We start from the raw sequence: 18,285 nt of genomic DNA, 5'->3' as shown, positions 1-18,285 counted from the left end.
TTCTTCTTCAACTAAAGGTGCCGGTTAGTTGAAGAAGTATTTGACTATTGAAGAAATTAACTAATAAATTGATAGGGGTGAGCAACTTGATTATTAGAAAACTTTGTTCGGGATTAATAGCTGGTGTATTGGTCATGTTAATTTATTTTCTTGTAGAACAGTCTGGTTTTGTCATCTTAATAGGTGTGTATCTATTACCCATTCTATTGATTTATGGAGTACCATCATCTATTCTCTCTGATTTCGTTACAAAAAAAATAAGCGGATTGCTTAGAGGAAGTTTGGCATTATTCATTCATTTGTTCCTTGCCGCTCTGTTCGTTTTAATCCCATTCATAGAAACGGAAAGGAGTTTAAATAGCTTAGTTTTTATTACCGCTCTTTTATCTTCAAGTCTGTTTTGGTGTATAGATGAGTTCCTTAGGTCTAAAAGAGCTAAAGATATATGTGAAAAGATTGATGATTTGAAAATTTATTGAATTTGCATTTATTGTTCAACTACCATGAAAATTAGTTTCCTCAAGAAAAGTAAAATGACAATACTTAAGAAGACCCCTGCTAAATCGTTTAAAAAAAGAGGAGAGCGTAAATAAGTCTATGGATTGCGGTAGACTGGATTAGGGTCAGTATCAGTATTGACTCCTCAAACCATTTTCATTCTCTGTGGTAAAGCGCTGTTTTTGCGCTTCATGGATGGCTAACGGGTGCTTTACTTCAAGAAGGAGTAAAGCCTTTTTCTTATTGAACTAACGTGGCAGGTTAGTTCAAGAGTGTTGTTTAACTTGTGTTCAACAAACGGGCCATTTAATTTAGTAAGGCAGGGAGGAGGTATGTAGTGCTACAAAAGAATAAAGGTATTTTGTACCTGTTAATTACAACGCTTATTGTTTTGCTTTCTGGATGTAACAATAGTGGGAAATTAGTTAAAAATAATTACTTTTTACCTTTGCATGGTGAAAGTCAAACTTGGAGTTTAACTGGATACGAAGTTATGATAACACCAGAAAACTTTAAAGCAGGTAATGGCACATTAAAAATGAAAAATGAAGAAAAATATCTTTCGGATTTTTTTCAATTTGAAACCCATGCTGTTATTAACAACGAAGATTTTACTGTACATTCGAATTCAATAGAGTTTTCAAGTCCAGAAACTGGTGATGGAATTGACATTGCCGAAATAACTACTGGTGCAATCGAAAGTGGAAAGTATTTAAATGAAAAAGGAGACCCTATTTCACTTAAAGAGGTAAATGTTATTTACATGATTGTTAAGTGGAGAGATATAAATAAAGGCGCGTATGCTAATGAAAGAATAGACTTATTTGTTAAACCAAATAAAGAAGAAACTTTCTTGAATTAACGTGGTCTGTTAGTTAGTTTAATTGGTTGGAGATATGTTACATAAAAAACAAGTACCTTCTACCACTAATGGGGGCGATTGTTTAATAAGCGTCTTTGTTCTTATTCAACTAACGGGTGCTTTACTTCAATAGGGAGTAAAGCTTTTTTTACTAACGCAGCAGTTTAGTTGAAGAAGGATTTTTTATGGTACATCAGGAAAATACTGTTTATCTTTCTTCTTAAACTAGCGAGAAAGATTACTTCTATAGGTATAATATGATTATAATTGTAAATATATCCAATTTACCATACAATAAGGTGGCTTGGAGTGAAATAGATAGAATAGAGGAGATTATTATGAAAAAGAGAAATTTCATCTTTATTTTTGTAACTTTAATTTCTGTAGTTGGTTTGTATCTTCTATTAGATTTGGAAAAGGATTATAGCCAGCTTTCAATTGAAGAGTTACACGATTTGGCACAAAAAGAAGACGCAGAAGCACAAGGAATGTTAGCCTACTATTATCAAGAAGGAATAAATGTAAATATTAATTATGAAGAAAGTTTAAAATGGTATTTAGAAAGTGTTAATAATGGAAATACAACAGCTATGGTCAACTTAGGTTATCTTTATGGAAATGGAATAGGTGTAGAAAAAGATTTAACAAAAGCATTTGAATTGAATTTAAAGGCTGCTAATAGTGGAGATTCAATTGGGATGTTTAACGTAGGTAAGAAATATGAGATGGGTATTGGAATAGCTAAAGATACTGCGAAAGCTAATTATTGGCTGGAGAAATCCGAATCATCTAAGTGGGATATAAAATAATAGTCCTGTTGCAAATTCGGAACATACAATGCTTTATTCTTGTTCAACTAACGGGTGCTTTACTTCAATAAGGGGTAAAGCCTTTTTCCTTATTGAGCTAACGCAGCAGTTTAGTTCAATAAGGAAAATAAAGGTATAACATTGAATTGGAATAGTTAAGGTGAGATAAAAGAGGGGGGAAATGATTGAAAAGGCAATTTGCACTATTGTTACTTTTATCATTATTGTTGTTTGGTTGTAGCGATGAGGAGAGAGTAAAACCAGATTCGCCAATGAATGCAGCATACTTAATGAAGTATCAAATTGATTTTCAAAATTACGACGGATTCCAATCGTTATTTTATGAAGGTGCAGAGAATTCGATTTCAGAAGTTGAATTTAATCATTTTAAGGACATTTCAACAGAGGATTCTAATTTTAAAGATTACGAACTAATTACAATGGAGAAGGGGGAAATGTTATTGGTTGAATTTGCACCCCTATTAGACAATCAATCGGAATATAAAATTGTAAATGTTATTATTGTCCCAAAGGAATTGAGGCAGATATTCAACCCCTGATTCTTCAACTAATCGGTGCTAACTGTACTTCCAGATGGAGTAAAGCCTATTTGCTTGTTGAACTAACGGTGCAGTTTAGTTCAATAAGAGGTATTTTTATACAATTGTCGAAATAGTTATTACATGGGGAAAAATCAATCCAAGATTTTTGGAGAGGGGAATTAAGTTGAGAAAAATACTCACTTTATTACTTACAATAATGCTTTTAACCGCTTGTTCAAATCAAGAAACTATTAAAGCTACTGGTGAAGAGGACTTATGGAAAGCACACGTAACATACGAAGTGACCGATTCGGAACTCTATGATAGAGGAGGAATTGAATATACAGGAGATGAGGAACTTCTATATGTCACTTATTCGTTAGTTACTGACGAAGGTGCACGTACTGGGGAAATTGAACCTCAAGAGAATCAAACAGCAATATCGTTTGGAACTGGCAGTAGTAATCATCCTCCAGATATAGATAACGCAATTATATCGTTAAATCATGCCTATATAGAAATTAAATGGCGGACTAATACAGGTGAATATGAAGAGAAAATTAACCTCAAAGTTAATTAGTTTTTACAAATTGACATCTCCTTCCTTATTCAACTACCATGAAAATTAGTTTCTTAAAGAAAAGAAAAATAACAATACTTAAGAAGACCCCTGCTTAATCGTTTAAAAAAAGAGGAGAGCGGACATTATTAAGTCTATTATTTTCGGTAGACTTCTAGTATTGACTCCAATAACCATTTTCATTCTCTGTGGTGCAGCACTGATTTTGTGCTGCATGGATGGCTAACGGGTTCTTTAGTTGAACAAGCGTTTGGCATTTAAACACAGGCAATAGCCCAGTTCGAAATTGAACTGGGCTATTTTTTAGTAGACAAAAGCACCGTAATTTACGGTGCTTTTAATAATACATTTTTACTTACAATTATGTGTGTAAATTCTAGTTTTGCGATAGGTAACGGAACCCGTTACTTAACGGAAAGCTCCTTCATTTAATTAAAGATTTCTTTTCTATGAATCCCGTAATTAATCGTTAAAAAAGGTATAGAGAATATCCGCATTTGATGTTTTGCACGAAGCTCTCCTTCTTTTATTTCCTCAAGTAAAAATTGCTCTTGTAGTGGTAATTTAAATACGTATTTCTTAATAGCTAAATAAATCCCCGCATCGGAATCGCTAGATCCTTTACTTGTTAAGAGAAGCTTTTCTCCTTGCTGATGCAATTCCAGTATTCCAATCATTGATGACCAAGGGAGTGGCAAAGCAATATTCATATACGTTTTATTATTCGCTCGATGGGATGAGTAGAGAGCGACAAAGATGACTTCTTTGTTGATTTTTCGTACCCATGCTCTCGTATCGGAGCGACCATCCTCTACGGCAACTATGTCTCCAGTCATTTCCATCTGTTTATTAGAATATGGGAGATTGAGCTGTTCTATTTTCCTACTAATAAGTTTATAAATAGCTGCAAAAGGTTTAAACCAAGCATGCCAGTGCACTTCCGAAAATAGTCTGTATTGAGTTGTGTTTTCATAAAAATCGATGATCGTAGAAGCCATAGTTTCCTTCTGAACATATATATTCATATCATTCACAAGACCTTTGTATGCTTTTTTATCCATATGGTCAGTTAAAATTTGCTCTCCAATTATGTACTTTCCTTTAACTTTGCTAACTGGAAAACGCCAACCTTGTCCTTTTGAAGGAGGTGTGAAAATAGACCAACCAATAATCCCGCACAGGGCGAATAAAATACAATTAAAAAAACCATGAAAACGAAGCATAAAATCAATGCCTATACTAAAAATTCTAGTTGCATACAGTAATGAAAAAATAATGGTAACCCCTAACGAACCGAATGATATAAGCACGAACACTTTTTGTCGTACACTTGCAAAAGTTGCTTTAATAGTTAATACAATGAGCCCATAAATCCCAATAATACAAAGAAGCACGGAAACAACTTCAAGCCATGAGAAGAAGGTTATACCTATTGCTACAATGATCGGTGAAATTAAAATAATGGTACAGAATATTTTATATGCAGTTGTCTTATATAAGCGACCGAGAAATCCTACGAAAATGGGTAATAAGAAAGCAGAATAATGAAAGTGAATTCCTGTTAACCATGTAAGGATAGGTGAGAACCCAGTATCAATCTCAGCAACAGAAGCAAAGAACCAAATACCCCCGATGAATAAATACATCATCCCAGCATCAATCGAAAATTCTTCTAAATGTGCAAAGCCTCGGCGGATAAAACGACCGAATCCATATAAAGCAACGACAAATGTGAAAAGTAGATAAATAGCTGCTAATAAAAGGTCCAACTTAGTATCCGTCGTTATTTGTAAAATAAAAACAGACGCAAATGCTGGTATTGCAAAATAATAATACAATCGATTCTCTTGTTTCAAGATCAATTGTAGAGTGATTGGTACAAATAAAAGCTGAGCAACTGTTAGCATTAAAAAATACCAAGGAGTTACACTAAAAAACATAGTAGCTAGAAATAAAATAATATGCAATAACACAATCCTTTTAAAAGTCATCCGCTCGAAATTCTCCTTCGTATTCAAATAAATTGCCGATTATAGGATTCGTAATGACGACATGTATCGAAAAAACATCTCTTTCTTCTATATAATATTCTTTTACTTGTACAATACCTTGAAAAATTTTAGATAGGGGAATTTCAATTGATCCAAGAACAACTCGCTGTTTTCTTGATTCAATTTGCATATGTCCTTCTTTCGAAACAAAGAAAGCCAGTTCGGAGTAAAATAAACTCGGTTCTCCTAGATAATCTTTTACGATGTCTTCATTAGCATCTAGGCTCATAAGTGCATTAAAATATCTTTTCTTTTTAGGAAACTGAAAGATTCTTTCCCAGTGGACTTGGTTCTCGCCATTTGCCCCAATTCGACTACTGTTTACTATAGAAAAAGGAATGTTTTCTCCTTGCTCAGGAAATAAAAACTTCCAACGAGTTCCTAGCAAAAACAAAGGGAGCAGCCATTTAGGTCCTCCACTTATTTTTTTCATGGTGCCGGTTGCTTTAAAAGGTTTCCCATTAGGAAGTGCATATCTTTTTTGGAGCATTGGCTGAAGCTGATAAAATTGCTCACCAAGTATTTGTTTATAGATAGACATTTAAATGCTCCTTATCTCGTTCGTTTGCAACTTTTAGCAGAAGGAATATCCTTACTCATGAAAAATCCAATAATAGAAAGCCCAAATAAAGTTACGTTAAAAGTTAAAGGATTAAATGGATGACTAAGAATAGTAGGATCTGCATAAATAGCCGATAAGGTGAGCAGAGGAAAAAGGATTAATTGTATTCCTAGTAATCTTTTTTTATTTGAATAGAGTAACCAAATGAAACCAAAGATTATTTCCGCTATGCCAATTGTTGCGACAATGCCAGATGCTTCACTTGTTGTTATAGCTAGTAAGTTTTTCGTCATGGACACTTCTTCTGGGTGCATCATTATCAATTTAGGTACTAAGCCTTGATATATCCATACGAAAAAGAATAAGAGTGTGATGATCCAATGACTGAAAAATCGACTATATTGTGCAGATGGAGATTCTCCTTTTTCAAGCCATCTCTTTAATACATCAAAGCTTAGTGCGGTTGCCCATCCGATAAGTGGTCGGAAAATAAGACGGTCAAAAAATCTACCTATTGCGCCGAAATTAGTTTCATAATCATATTGTGTAAGAAATGTAATCGAACTTTGATCAGGCTTATACTTCCAATAGCCTTTTCCTTCGCGAATGATGGAAATCGCTTGATCCGTTCCAAAGTGTAAGGAGGATGTTCTCGAATCGTCCTTTGCATGAAAAGTACCAACACTTTTTCCCCACCCAGCAATGTTCAAGCCAAATCCAATATTCGTTTTATATTCAAAATGTGCGGTTTATTTTCTTCTTTTGGTAAATAGGTGATAGAAGAAAAGCGGAGATCCCATTGCTCATGTAAGTCTGGTTTCTGCGTTGCATCCCATAACTTTTCCATTTCTGTATTGATAGATGTTTCAACATATATGGCTTTTCTCTTCATTCGATTCACCTCCAGTCAAGCTTATCACAAGATGAAGGAATTTTGGATAATGATGGAGAATAGATAAATAGGTAAAGCTGGATGATTAATTGATATTGATTGGAGAGTATTTAAAATGAGCATAGAAAATCTAGCATAAAAAGCTATAGTTAAAGTATTTAAAATTGGAATAAGGAATTAAGCGAAAGCAGTTATAGTTAAAGATGGGAAATTATTAACTATTAAAATACATGAATATGGTGGAACCTATTAAATTCTGCCTGGTGGCCTGAAAGAGTAGAAAATAATATACCAGGATTATATACGTTAATTGCTACAAAACATGGAGAGCTTTATTAAAGTGAAAATGGAGAGACAAACCATAAAATATCTGGTTTTGTCTCTCTTTCATTTGTATTTAACTAGTTTTATTCACTTGAAAAACGCTTATAACTATCTAATTATTACATTTCAGGCTGAATACCACATAGCTCAATCCGAGTGCCGCATAAACTAGCCTGAGTACCACATAACCTGGCCCGAGTACCACATATTTACCAATTTAGTACTCAAGACTTTTCCAATTTCATCATATAAAACCCACTCCAAGCAAATACAATAGAAGCTACATAAAAAATACTCCCAATCGTCAGGAAATCAACTAAATACCCCGTAACTATAACCGCTAAAGCTGCACCAACAGATGTCCAAATATGATAGCGACCGATTTCCTTGCCTGCAGTCTCTTTTTTAACAGTACGAGCTAGAACTGTTTTTTCCGAATTCTTCTGAACCGCTCCAAGTAATCCCATCACAACTTGAAGGGCATAAACATGCCAAATTTCATAAGCAAGTGGAAAAACGAGCAATATCAGTGCCATTCCCCAGGAATAAATAACCAATAGAATTTTATCTCCCGTTTTATCAGCGAGCTTTCCAATTATGGGGTAACTTAAAGCTGCGGTTAATGCAAATATTCCGTATGCCCAACCGAACTGTGAATAGCTGCTCCCGACATTTTTTAATAGCAACACATAGAACGGAAAAATCATACTTGCCGCCATACCTATAGTGCTCTGATAAACAATAAATCTTCTATAATTCATCCGTTATACCCCTCATAGAAAAGATTCATGAACCGGTGATTAGGATCATATTTTTCCTTCATTTCAAAAAATTCTTCCGCTCTCGGATATGCCTCTTCCAACTGTTCTTTTGTAGGATAGTTATAGTAGGGAAGATAATAGCTTCCATCATGAGCTAACGTAATATCAATCATTTTCCGAATGACTTGACCCGTTTCTTCGATACTGTCTTTACTAGTTCCATGATTTATAAGCAAAACGAGGGCAAACATGTCTTCTTTTGCATAGGACAGGACTGCTTCATCATTCTTATTCACATATCGAATGGTAATGTTCAGCAAATTAAAGTCTTTTTCCATTTGGAGCATTTCTCTTAAGTCATCTATATAGTTGGTAAACTCATTTATTGGTACGAAATATTCTTGCAATATTTCCGTTTTACTCGTACTGTCATATTCCATAAAGGCTGATTCTGAGCGCATCACATTATTTCTTGAAATATAAGAGCCATCAATCTTCTTATTGTATGTTTCTTGTGTTTTCCAAAACATATTCTTTCCCCAATCATTGATACGAGAAAGACCTAGAAAGAATTTTGGGACTGCGATGATGCTTTCCCGTTTTAAAGTAGAGTGTTTGTTTAACAGTGATTGGTCATCGGCCGTGAAATAGTTCGATATATACATATCCTTCAAGTAGTTATCCGGTGCAACCGAAATTCTTGCCAAATGCATTTTTACAGTATCATTTCCAAGAACATTAGTAGCGAAATAATAACTGTATTCATCGTAAGCTAGCGATTTTGTTTGAACTTGATAGAGTTCATCATCCGTCAATTGCAATGTTACATCAAGAATAACACCGAATAACCCGTAACCCCCAATGACCAACCGAAAGAGCTCAGGATTTTCTTCACGACTGACATGAATAATATTCCCTTCTGCATTAAGTAATCTAAATGATTTTACGGATTCAATCAAAGAAGTATTTCGAATATCGCGGCCGTGCACATTCACACTTAATGAGCCACCAACAGTGAAAATATTTTGCGATTGACTAACCATTAAAGCGAGTCCATATGGGTTGGTATAGGATTGGATGTCAGCCCAAGTCACACCACTTTGTACGGTGATAACTTTATTTTCTTTATCAAATGCTAGAATTTTATTATAGTTTTTCATATCGAGTAGAATGCCATTTGGATAGAGGGTTTGACCTCCTTGACTATGCTGCATTCCTGCAATAGAAATTGGATCATCATGCATATTCGCGTCTTCTATAATTTTACGAACTTTCTCCTCATCATCGCTTGATTTCACAGCCTTCATCTTGATAGGTAAAAGCCGCCCATAATCCTCTACGATTGGGTGGGACAATTGAAAGTGAAATAGTTTAAAGGAGCAAATTAATAAGACAGCATATAAAATAATAGCAAAATAGCGATTCTTGAAAATTTGACTCGCCTCCTTTTACAAATGCAACTATATTTTACCATTTGAAGAAGTGTTTTTGCGATATTCTTAAAATTAAATACAATTGAACACCACATAACTCGAATCGAGCACCACATAAGCTAGTCCGACTACCACATACCCAAAGTGTATTTTGTCTTCACTTTTTCCAAGAGGAAACCGAACAAACATACCGTCAAATTGCTAAAAAAAAAGGATAGTGAAGTGACTCAGTCACTTCACTATCCAAAAAAATTATTAGTTATTTTCCTTTAAACACTGGTTTTCTTTTTTCACTAAATGCATTTAAAGCTTCTACTCGATCTTCTGTTGGAATAGTGATTTCGTAGGCTTTACGTTCAATGTTTAACCCTGTATGCAAATCTACATTCATACCGTGTTTGATCGCAAACTTTGCTTGTTGAAGTGCGATTGGTCCATTAGCAAGCATTAGTGCTGCAAAGCTTTCTGTTTCTGCTATTAATGTTGCACGAGAAGTAACTTTAGTTACTAAGCCATACGCTAGTGCTTCTTCTGATTTAAGTCTTTTTGCTGTTAAAATTAGCTCTAGTGCTTTTGCTTCTCCGATAAGGCGTGGTAGACGTTGCGTTCCCCCTGCGCCTGGAATAATGGCTAAGCTTGTTTCGGTTAATCCTAGTTGAATATCATCTGCTGCAATTCGGAAATCACATGCTAGTGCAAGTTCTGTACCTCCACCAAAGGCGTAGCCGTTTAGCATAGCAATAGTTGGTTGTGGAAGATTTTCAATAGCTGAGAATACTTCTCCGATTTTATAAATATTTCGTTTTACTTGTTGAGCTGTTAAATTTTTTCGTTCTTTTAAGTCTGCTCCCACACTAAATGATTTATCTCCAGCTCCTGTGAAAATTACGACACGGATATCTGGATTTATACGGATAGATTCTGTAATATCGCCTAGCTCTCGAAGCATCTCGTAATTAAATGCATTTAAGGCATCAGGTCTATTTAGTGTTACATATGCCAAATTTCCATGCTGTTCATAATAAATCGATTTCATTTCTTTTCCCCCTAAAAATACAATTATTTCCCCATACAAAACATATCATTTTACTAGTAGTCTGTCATCTATAGGTAATGGATTCATAATAGGTCGATTTTCCTTTTCCAATTTGGTACAATTATATTATTGAAATTATAAAGATTAGAGGAATTTGCATGGACATTTTTGTAGCGAGACAGCCTATTTTTACTAAAAATGAACGTATTTTTGCATATGAATTGTTATATAGAGATGGGCAAAATAATTCTTTTCCCGCTCTAGACGGTGATACCGCTACTTTAGATGTGCTTGTACATTCTTTTCTTACAATTGGCATTAATGAACTAGCAGGAGAAAAACTATGTTTTATTAACTTTACGGAAAATTTGTTAGAAAAAGAAGTGTTTGCGAAATTTCCAACGGATCGAATAGTCGTAGAAATATTAGAGGATATTCCTATTACGATTTCATTAATTCAAAAGATAAGAGAAATTAAATCTCTTGGCTTTTTAATCGCTTTAGATGATTTTGTCCTTCAAAAAAATGTTACTTTGTATGATGAGCTATTTTCTATCGTTAACTTCATTAAAGTAGATTTCCTTGAGAGTACATCAACAGAAAGACTAGCAATTGAACAAATTGTAAAAGCGAATTATCCGAATGTAGTTTTACTTGCGGAAAAAGTGGAAACACGGGCGGAATTTTATGAGGCAAAAGCAGCTGGGTATGGGCTATTTCAAGGTTACTTCTTTGCAAAACCAGAAATTGTAAAAGGAACTGTAATACCAACAAATATGGCGCAATATTTTCGAATCATTAACTTGTTACGGGATAAATCTGCTTCAATCGAGGAGGTTGCAGATGAAATCGAACGGGATGTTTCTCTTTCTTTTAAAGTGTTAAAGATGATTAATTCGCCTGCTGTTCGTACGAAGTCAAAGGTACGTTCTATTAAGCAGGGGGTGCTCATGCTTGGTTTAGAAGATTTGAGTCACTGGTTATATGTTTTATTGCTTCGGGAAACAAAGATAAGCTATTCAGGTGATAGCATGGCTCTCATTGAAGCGTCATTATTTAGAGCAAAGTTTTGCGATTTACTAGCAAGACGTAAGTTACTACCAAATGCTTCCGAATATTTCATCATAGGGATGTTTTCTTTAATTGATACATTATTACACCGTTCGATGGACCAACTACTTAAGGAGCTACCTTTTTCAGATGAAGTGGTAGCAACATTGGCTTGCACCGAAACTGTAATGACCCCTTTTTTAGAGCTAGCCATTGCTTGTGATGAAGTTCGTTGGAATGACATGATAGTTGGCGCTGCAATACTTGAAATTGATCACGCCGTATTAAATAATTTTTATATAGAAGCACGTCGTTGGGCTGCTGAAATTTTAAATTAACGCTTTTTACTAAAAATCTCGATGAGCTTTTCACTCGCTCACCGAGATTTTTTTTCATACATTCAATTGGTAGAAAATACTTGATCTAGAATGTTGCATTTTCTTAGAAAAGATGTACAATTAAAAAGAACAAACGTTCTAAAAGGAAGGGAGTGCGACATGCCGCTTATACCGGAAGAATCAATACCATATTTAGAAAACATGATCTATCTCCCGATGGTATTAACAATTTTAGAAAAAGATCGAATTATTTTCGAGCAAGCTCCCTTTAAATTGAAACGTCCATATATATCTATGGTAGAAGAAGCTGCAAAGCAAGTACAAAAAGAATTAAAAGAAACGCATATATATATGAAACGACATAGTATGAAGGTTCTTCGTGGTGAAGGGGATGATATGTTCACTGAGTATATTTTTTTTCATGGTGGGTATGAAGAACATCGTCGTTACCTAAACGTCCGCCTTCGTAATAGAGTGGAGGAACTAATTTCTATGTACTTCACCCTTGTGGAAAAAATTTGTTAATCTTGGAAACTTTTTTGGAAAAATTGATTTCTGGATGTTAAAAATTCGTTATGTGATAGACGGCTCATTCGTTTAAGAAAATGCGTATTTAAAAGATTTGCAAACCCAACTTGTTTACTTAACGTAACGGTGGAGGAATTTACCATAATCTTTTCGCCATTTGTTAATACTACCGTACAGCCTCCCTCACTTGCTTCAAGTCTTTCGATGGCTTTAAGTGAAAACCAAACATTTAAATCCGATTTAGGAGACAAGAGTGGTATTAAAATAAAAGGATTTCCATAGTCATGAGCAACAACTATAGGGAGTTTAAGATAATTGCCTAGCGTATCTTTGGAAAGTTGTTTAGCTTGTTGGAAAGTAGAACCGTAATAGGCGCATGATTGCCGAACAATATCATAAGGCTTTTTGCCTATAATGGTGGATTCTCCTGAAATATTAGTAACCTTCGTATAAATCTTGTTATTTATTCGAATTGGTTGTAGTACCGCAGTTTCAAATGAAACTAGGAAGGATTTATCATCTGCTTTTATTGTCATACATATTCACTCCTTAGTAGTTTATACATCAATTATAGTTAAATATGGAAAAAAATCAAGTAAATATAACGAATTTTTAAAATTTTTAAACTAATCTCAAAATCAAAATTTTCTCAAAATGATTGCAACTCTTGTTTTACTTTTATATAATGGTAAAAAGACATCGGGGTGATGGAAATGGACAAACAATATTCATATGCAGATTTTTTGAAAGCAATGGGTCAAACCGGGAAAGAAAGTTCTGCCGAAAAATTGTTAAATGAAATATATCTTGATATGTTTTTGAACATTGTCCACCGGGAACAAAGTAGTTATCGATTATTAAGATTGATAGATGAGGCCCTTGATCAAAAAGATCAAGTAACATTTATGAAGTATACGAAAGCATTACAACAATTACAAAGTACAAGGTAAAAGCCGCTTATGCAGAGCGGTTTTTCTTTTCTAATTTGAAAAACATACGTTCGTTTTCTTCGTTTTTAAAAGCGAATTATGTTAAACTAAAAACATCTAAACCGTAGGAGGCATACTATGGATCAACTATTCGAATTGCAAGCTCCGTATGAGCCAGCAGGGGATCAAATAAGGGCAATCGAACAATTAGTAGAAGGTGTTCGAGAAGGTAAAAAACACCAAACGTTACTTGGTGCAACAGGTACTGGGAAAACGTTTACGATTTCCAATGTTATTCAACAAATAAATAAGCCAACTTTAGTGATGGCTCATAATAAAACACTTGCAGGACAACTGTATAGTGAGTTTAAAGAGTTCTTTCCGAATAATGCAGTAGAATATTTCGTCAGCTATTATGATTATTTTCAACCGGAAGCGTATGTACCGCAAACGGACACGTACATAGAAAAGGATTCGAGTATAAACGAAGAAATTGATAAGCTTCGTCACTCCGCCACCTCTTCCTTATTCGAGAGAAAAGATGTCATTATTATTGCATCGGTTTCGTGTATATATGGTTTGGGAAATCCTGAAGAATATAAAGAAATGGTCGTTTCACTTCGAACCAACATGGAAATTGAAAGGAACCAGTTACTGCGAAAGTTAGTTGATATTCAATATGAACGAAATGATATTAGTTTTACACGTGGGACTTTTCGCGTACGTGGGGATGTTGTAGAAATTTTTCCAGCTTCTCGTGATGAAAACTGTCTTCGTGTGGAGTTTTTTGGAGATGAAATCGATCGAATACGTGAAGTGAATGCATTAACCGGGGAAATATTAGCAGAACGAGATCATGTAGCGATATTTCCAGCATCTCACTTCGTTACACGTGAAGAAAAAATGCTTCTTGCTATAGAAAATATAGAAAAAGAATTAGAGGAACAGCTTAAAGTTTTACGTAGTGAAGACAAGTTACTCGAAGCGCAACGATTGGAACAGCGAACAAATTATGATTTAGAAATGATGAGAGAAATGGGTTTTTGTTCAGGAATTGAAAACTACTCTCGTCATCTAACTTTACGAGAAGCAGGGGCGACACCATATACACTCCTTGACTATTTTCCGAAAGACTTTTTACTAGTAGTAGATGAAAGCCATGTTTCATTGCCACAAGTAAGAGGAATGTTTAATGGTGACCAAGCAAGAAAGTCGGTGCTAGTAAATCATGGTTTCCGATTACCATCTGCGCTTGATAACCGCCCACTTACTTTTGGCGAATATGAAGACCATGTTCATCAAGCTATCTTCGTCTCAGCGACACCGGGTGCATATGAGTTAGAGCATACTCCTGATATGGTTGAACAAATTATTCGTCCAACTGGGCTACTAGATCCAGTCATTACAGTGAAGCCAATTGAAGGTCAAATAGATGACTTAATCAATGAAATACATGAGAGAGCCTTAAAAAATGAGCGAGTGCTAATTACAACATTAACGAAGAAAATGTCAGAGGATTTGACCGACTATTTAAAAGAAATAGGAATTAAAGTTCAATATCTACACTCAGAAATAAAAACATTGGAACGAATTGAAATTATACGAGAACTCCGTTTAGGAACGTATGATGTATTGATCGGGATTAACTTACTTCGTGAAGGTATCGACATTCCAGAAGTATCACTTGTTGCTATTTTAGATGCTGATAAAGAAGGATTTTTACGCTCCGAACGTTCCTTAATTCAAACGATTGGACGAGCTGCACGAAATTCACATGGAACAGTAATAATGTACGCAGATAGAATGACTGATTCCATGCGCAAAGCAATCGATGAAACAGACCGTAGACGTACCATTCAAATGGAATACAATGAAAAGCATGGAATTACCCCGAAAACAATCGAGAAGAAAATAAGAGAAGTAATTCGTGCATCACAAGTTGCAGAAGAAGAAGCAACTTATGCACAAAAATTAACGAGTGGAAAAGCACTAACAAAAGAAGAAAAAGCGGACTTATTAGTAAATCTTGAAAAAGAAATGAAGGATTCGGCTAAGGCGCTAAACTTTGAACGTGCTGCAGAATTACGTGATGCAATACTGGAATTGAAGTTGGAAGGATGATATTGTGAAAAATCAAGAGATTGTAATACAGGGTGCACGCGCACATAACTTAAAAAATGTAAGTTTAAAAATACCAAGGGATAAGCTTGTTGTAATGACAGGGTTATCTGGTTCCGGAAAATCCTCTCTAGCATTTGATACGATTTATGCAGAAGGACAAAGACGTTATGTCGAGTCCCTATCAGCTTATGCACGACAATTTTTAGGGCAGATGGATAAACCGGATGTAGATGTGATTGAAGGTCTTTCACCGGCCATTTCCATTGACCAAAAAACGACGAGTAAAAATCCACGGTCTACGGTAGCAACTGTAACCGAAATTTACGATTATTTACGTCTATTATTTGCTCGAGTAGGGAAGCCGATATGTCCTACACATGGAACAGAGATTAGTTCACAAACGATTGAACAAATGGTCGATCGATTGAGTGAATATCCTGAAAAAACGCGTATGCAAGTACTAGCTCCCATCGTATCCGGCAGAAAAGGTACGCATGTGAAATTGTTGGAAGATATGAAGAAACAAGGATATGTACGTGTTCGAGTTGACGGTGAGTTAATGGATTTGGATGACGATATTAATTTAGATAAAAATAAAAAACATAATATAGAAGTAGTGATTGACCGAATTGTGATGAAAGAAGGCGTAGCACCTCGCTTAAGTGATTCGTTGGAATCCGCACTTCGAATTGCAGATGGAAGAGTATTAATTGATGTGATGGAAAATGAGGAAATATTATTTAGTGAGCATCATGCATGTCCTATTTGTGGTTTTTCTATCGGAGAGCTAGAACCACGGATGTTTTCTTTCAACAGTCCATTCGGTGCATGTCCAGAGTGTGATGGATTAGGAACTAAACTAGAAGTGGATCCAGAACTAGTTGTTCCCGATAAAACACTTACACTCGAAGAAGGGGCTATTGTCGCTTGGCAGCCAACAAGTTCCCAGTACTATCCCAAATTATTAGAAGCAGTATGCAAACATTACAAAATTAAAATGAATGTACCTGTGGAGAAATTGCCAATAGACCAGTGGAATAGGATTATGTATGGTTCTGGAGATGATCAAATCCATTTTCGCTATGAAAATGAATTTGGACAAGTACGAGACAGCAAGATTCAATTTGAAGGGGTTTTATCTAATATTGAACGTCGATATAAAGATACATCCTCCGATTATATTCGTGAACAGATGGAAAAATATATGGGGCGGCATGATTGCCCTACTTGTAAAGGCTATCGATTAAAAGAAGAAACGCTTGCAGTGAAAGTGGATTCCTTACATATAGGGCAAGTAACGGAGTTTTCGATTGAAGAAGCAAATAGATTTTTTAATCAGTTAACACTATCAGAAAAAGATATGCAAATTGCACGTTTAGTTTTTAGAGAAATTAATGAACGCCTTGGCTTTTTAGAAAATGTCGGTCTCGATTACTTAACGTTGAATCGTGCATCGGGTACATTATCTGGTGGAGAAGCACAACGAATTCGTCTAGCCACTCAAATAGGGTCAAGGCTTACAGGGGTTTTATATATTTTAGATGAACCTTCTATTGGTTTGCACCAACGAGATAATGATCGATTAATCGAGACATTAAAGAATATGCGTGATATTGGTAACACGCTGATAGTAGTGGAGCATGATGAAGACACAATGATGGCAGCAGATTATTTAATCGATGTTGGTCCTGGAGCAGGAATTCGTGGAGGAGAAATCGTCGCTGCAGGCACACCTGAACAAGTAATGAAAAACAAAAAATCACTCACAGGTCAGTATTTAAGTGGTAAGAAATTCATCCCTTTACCAACAGAGAGAAGAAAGCCGGATGGACGATTTATCAAAATTAAAGGGGCTTCTGAAAATAACTTAAAAAATGTCAATGTAGATATTCCTTTAGGGGTATTTACAGCAGTAACTGGTGTTTCTGGTTCGGGGAAAAGTACGCTTGTGAATGAAATTCTTTATAAGTCGCTTGCACAAAAGCTTAACCGATCTAAAGTGAAACCGGGAGCAAACAAAAGCATAGAAGGAATAGAGGAATTGGAAAAAGTAATTGATATTGACCAATCACCTATTGGACGAACACCAAGATCAAATCCCGCTACCTATACAGGTGTATTTGATGATATCCGTGACTTATATGCTGCGACAAATGAAGCAAAAGTGAGAGGGTATAAAAAAGGGAGATTTAGTTTTAATGTAAAAGGTGGACGCTGTGAAGCATGTCGCGGAGATGGAATTATTAAAATTGAAATGCACTTTTTACCAGACGTCTATGTCCCTTGTGAAGTTTGTCATGGAAAACGGTATAATCGGGAAACATTAGAAGTACATTATAAAGGGAAAAATATAGCGGAAGTATTAAAAATGACAGTGGAGGATGGATTAGCGTTTTTTGAAAACCATCCGAAAATTAGCCGTAAATTACAAACTATTGTGGACGTGGGTCTAGGGTATATGGAGTTAGGTCAACCAGCTACGACACTCTCAGGGGGAGAAGCCCAACGTGTAAAACTTGCTTCCGAGTTGCATAAACGATCAAACGGAAAATCATTTTATATTCTCGATGAGCCCACAACTGGTTTACACGTAGATGATATTGCACGTTTACTTGTGGTACTACAACGTCTTGTAGAAAATGGGGACTCCGTACTAGTTATTGAACATAATTTAGATGTGATTAAGACAGCAGATTATATGATCGATTTGGGTCCTGAAGGCGGCGACAAAGGTGGAATGATTGTTGGAGTAGGCACACCGGAAAAAATAGCTGAAACAAAAGACTCTTACACAGGGAAATATTTAAAAACCATTTTGGAACGCGACCGAGGGAGAATGGACGAAGTAATATTAAAAGCGACTAAAAAGAAAAAAGTTGCAGTAGAATCCAAGTGAAACCTTTTTTCCATTTAATCGTATTAAGTAGAGTAAGAAGTTAATCAGACTTTTAACTTAAGAGGAGGCCTTT

General features: G+C 35.4%; 18 protein-coding genes. 10 read left to right on the top strand and 8 right to left on the bottom strand.

Going from position 1 to position 18,285, the window contains the following annotated elements; genetic code table 11:
* Positions 1–86: 86 nt before the first annotated feature.
* The 5 genes from ACEPXD_RS14360 to ACEPXD_RS14340 all read left to right on the top strand — a co-directional run bounded on the left by ACEPXD_RS14360 (position 87) and on the right by ACEPXD_RS14340 (position 3,291).
* Complete coding sequence (locus tag ACEPXD_RS14360; protein ID WP_391116987.1) at positions 87–479, top strand: hypothetical protein; 393 nt, start codon at positions 87–89, stop codon at positions 477–479.
* Positions 480–835: 356 nt separating this feature from the next.
* Positions 836–1,360, top strand: a complete 525-nt coding sequence (locus ACEPXD_RS14355) for a hypothetical protein (RefSeq protein ID WP_391116985.1) — start codon at positions 836–838, stop codon at positions 1,358–1,360.
* 338 nt (positions 1,361–1,698) lie between these two features.
* On the top strand, positions 1,699–2,169 hold the full coding sequence (locus ACEPXD_RS14350) for a tetratricopeptide repeat protein (protein WP_391116983.1): 471 nt from the start codon (positions 1,699–1,701) through the stop codon (positions 2,167–2,169).
* A 185-nt stretch (positions 2,170–2,354) separates the two neighbouring features.
* Positions 2,355–2,729 (top strand): hypothetical protein, encoded by a 375-nt coding sequence (locus tag ACEPXD_RS14345; protein WP_391116981.1) that lies wholly within the window; start codon positions 2,355–2,357, stop codon positions 2,727–2,729.
* A gap of 166 nt (positions 2,730–2,895) precedes the next feature.
* Positions 2,896–3,291 (top strand): hypothetical protein, encoded by a 396-nt coding sequence (locus tag ACEPXD_RS14340; protein WP_391116979.1) that lies wholly within the window; start codon positions 2,896–2,898, stop codon positions 3,289–3,291.
* Between the two features lie 428 nt (positions 3,292–3,719).
* On the opposite strand, the gene ACEPXD_RS14335 is transcribed toward ACEPXD_RS14340, so the two are convergent.
* The 7 genes from ACEPXD_RS14335 to ACEPXD_RS14305 form a co-directional block, all read right to left on the bottom strand.
* The gene (locus tag ACEPXD_RS14335) at positions 3,720–5,282 is read right to left on the bottom strand and encodes a YndJ family protein (RefSeq protein WP_391116977.1); all 1,563 of its coding nucleotides are present in this window, start codon (positions 5,280–5,282) and stop codon (positions 3,720–3,722) included.
* Positions 5,272–5,883 carry a DUF4166 domain-containing protein gene (locus tag ACEPXD_RS14330; protein ID WP_391116975.1) on the bottom strand — a complete coding sequence of 204 codons (612 nt, stop codon included), beginning with the start codon at positions 5,881–5,883 and terminating at the stop codon, positions 5,272–5,274. Before ACEPXD_RS14330 ends, ACEPXD_RS14335 begins: the two co-directional genes overlap by 11 nt.
* Before the next feature lie 11 nt (positions 5,884–5,894).
* Positions 5,895–6,614 (bottom strand): DoxX-like family protein, encoded by a 720-nt coding sequence (locus tag ACEPXD_RS14325; RefSeq protein ID WP_391116973.1) that lies wholly within the window; start codon positions 6,612–6,614, stop codon positions 5,895–5,897.
* Complete coding sequence (locus ACEPXD_RS14320) at positions 6,611–6,796, bottom strand: hypothetical protein (protein WP_391116972.1); 186 nt, start codon at positions 6,794–6,796, stop codon at positions 6,611–6,613. Before ACEPXD_RS14320 ends, ACEPXD_RS14325 begins: the two co-directional genes overlap by 4 nt.
* Before the next feature lie 548 nt (positions 6,797–7,344).
* Entirely contained in the window at positions 7,345–7,881 is a 537-nt protein-coding gene (locus ACEPXD_RS14315; RefSeq protein ID WP_391116970.1) for an MFS transporter, read from the bottom strand.
* Positions 7,878–9,314, bottom strand: coding sequence for an FAD-binding protein (locus ACEPXD_RS14310; RefSeq protein WP_391123262.1), 1,437 nt, complete (start codon positions 9,312–9,314; stop codon positions 7,878–7,880). Before ACEPXD_RS14310 ends, ACEPXD_RS14315 begins: the two co-directional genes overlap by 4 nt.
* A 259-nt stretch (positions 9,315–9,573) precedes the next feature.
* Complete coding sequence (locus tag ACEPXD_RS14305; RefSeq protein WP_391116968.1) at positions 9,574–10,350, bottom strand: enoyl-CoA hydratase-related protein; 777 nt, start codon at positions 10,348–10,350, stop codon at positions 9,574–9,576.
* A gap of 158 nt (positions 10,351–10,508) precedes the next feature.
* On the opposite strand from ACEPXD_RS14305, the gene ACEPXD_RS14300 reads away from it, so the two are divergent.
* Positions 10,509–11,738, top strand: a complete 1,230-nt coding sequence (locus ACEPXD_RS14300) for an EAL and HDOD domain-containing protein (RefSeq protein WP_391116966.1) — start codon at positions 10,509–10,511, stop codon at positions 11,736–11,738.
* A gap of 159 nt (positions 11,739–11,897) precedes the next feature.
* A complete protein-coding gene (locus ACEPXD_RS14295; RefSeq protein WP_391116964.1) occupies positions 11,898–12,263 on the top strand; it encodes a hypothetical protein in 366 nt (121 codons plus the stop codon).
* On the opposite strand, the gene ACEPXD_RS14290 is transcribed toward ACEPXD_RS14295, so the two are convergent.
* A complete protein-coding gene (locus ACEPXD_RS14290; RefSeq protein ID WP_391116962.1) occupies positions 12,260–12,802 on the bottom strand; it encodes a competence protein ComK in 543 nt (180 codons plus the stop codon). The two genes, ACEPXD_RS14295 and ACEPXD_RS14290, sit on opposite strands and share 4 nt — an antisense overlap.
* A gap of 177 nt (positions 12,803–12,979) precedes the next feature.
* Between ACEPXD_RS14290 and ACEPXD_RS14285 the strand changes: the two genes are divergently transcribed.
* The 3 genes from ACEPXD_RS14285 to uvrA all read left to right on the top strand — a co-directional run bounded on the left by ACEPXD_RS14285 (position 12,980) and on the right by uvrA (position 18,212).
* Positions 12,980–13,216 carry an IDEAL domain-containing protein gene (locus ACEPXD_RS14285; protein WP_391116960.1) on the top strand — a complete coding sequence of 79 codons (237 nt, stop codon included), beginning with the start codon at positions 12,980–12,982 and terminating at the stop codon, positions 13,214–13,216.
* 117 nt (positions 13,217–13,333) lie between these two features.
* Entirely contained in the window at positions 13,334–15,316 is a 1,983-nt protein-coding gene (uvrB, locus tag ACEPXD_RS14280) for an excinuclease ABC subunit UvrB (protein WP_391116958.1), read from the top strand.
* Between the two features lie 4 nt (positions 15,317–15,320).
* Positions 15,321–18,212: an excinuclease ABC subunit UvrA gene (gene uvrA / locus ACEPXD_RS14275; RefSeq protein WP_391116956.1), complete on the top strand. Its 2,892-nt coding sequence runs from the start codon at positions 15,321–15,323 to the stop codon at positions 18,210–18,212.
* The last annotated feature ends 73 nt before the right edge of the window (positions 18,213–18,285 follow it).

Origin of the sequence: Psychrobacillus sp. L3, assembly GCF_042945595.1 — a bacterium.
Classification (GTDB): Bacteria; Bacillota; Bacilli; order Bacillales_A; family Planococcaceae; genus Psychrobacillus.
Note: the sequence above shows the minus strand (reverse complement) of the source record. Positions and strands in the feature narration are given on the sequence as shown.

Coding starts and splice junctions, on each gene's coding strand:
- ACEPXD_RS14350 (WP_391116983.1), top strand. CDS start 1,699: ATGAAAAAGAGAAATTTCATCTTTATTTTTGTAACTTTAATTTCTGTA.
- ACEPXD_RS14335 (WP_391116977.1), bottom strand. CDS start 5,282: ATGACTTTTAAAAGGATTGTGTTATTGCATATTATTTTATTTCTAGCT.
- ACEPXD_RS14330 (WP_391116975.1), bottom strand. CDS start 5,883: ATGTCTATCTATAAACAAATACTTGGTGAGCAATTTTATCAGCTTCAG.
- ACEPXD_RS14320 (WP_391116972.1), bottom strand. CDS start 6,796: ATGAAGAGAAAAGCCATATATGTTGAAACATCTATCAATACAGAAATG.
- ACEPXD_RS14315 (WP_391116970.1), bottom strand. CDS start 7,881: ATGAATTATAGAAGATTTATTGTTTATCAGAGCACTATAGGTATGGCG.
- ACEPXD_RS14305 (WP_391116968.1), bottom strand. CDS start 10,350: ATGAAATCGATTTATTATGAACAGCATGGAAATTTGGCATATGTAACA.
- ACEPXD_RS14300 (WP_391116966.1), top strand. CDS start 10,509: ATGGACATTTTTGTAGCGAGACAGCCTATTTTTACTAAAAATGAACGT.
- ACEPXD_RS14295 (WP_391116964.1), top strand. CDS start 11,898: ATGCCGCTTATACCGGAAGAATCAATACCATATTTAGAAAACATGATC.
- ACEPXD_RS14290 (WP_391116962.1), bottom strand. CDS start 12,802: ATGACAATAAAAGCAGATGATAAATCCTTCCTAGTTTCATTTGAAACT.
- ACEPXD_RS14285 (WP_391116960.1), top strand. CDS start 12,980: ATGGACAAACAATATTCATATGCAGATTTTTTGAAAGCAATGGGTCAA.
- uvrB (WP_391116958.1), top strand. CDS start 13,334: ATGGATCAACTATTCGAATTGCAAGCTCCGTATGAGCCAGCAGGGGAT.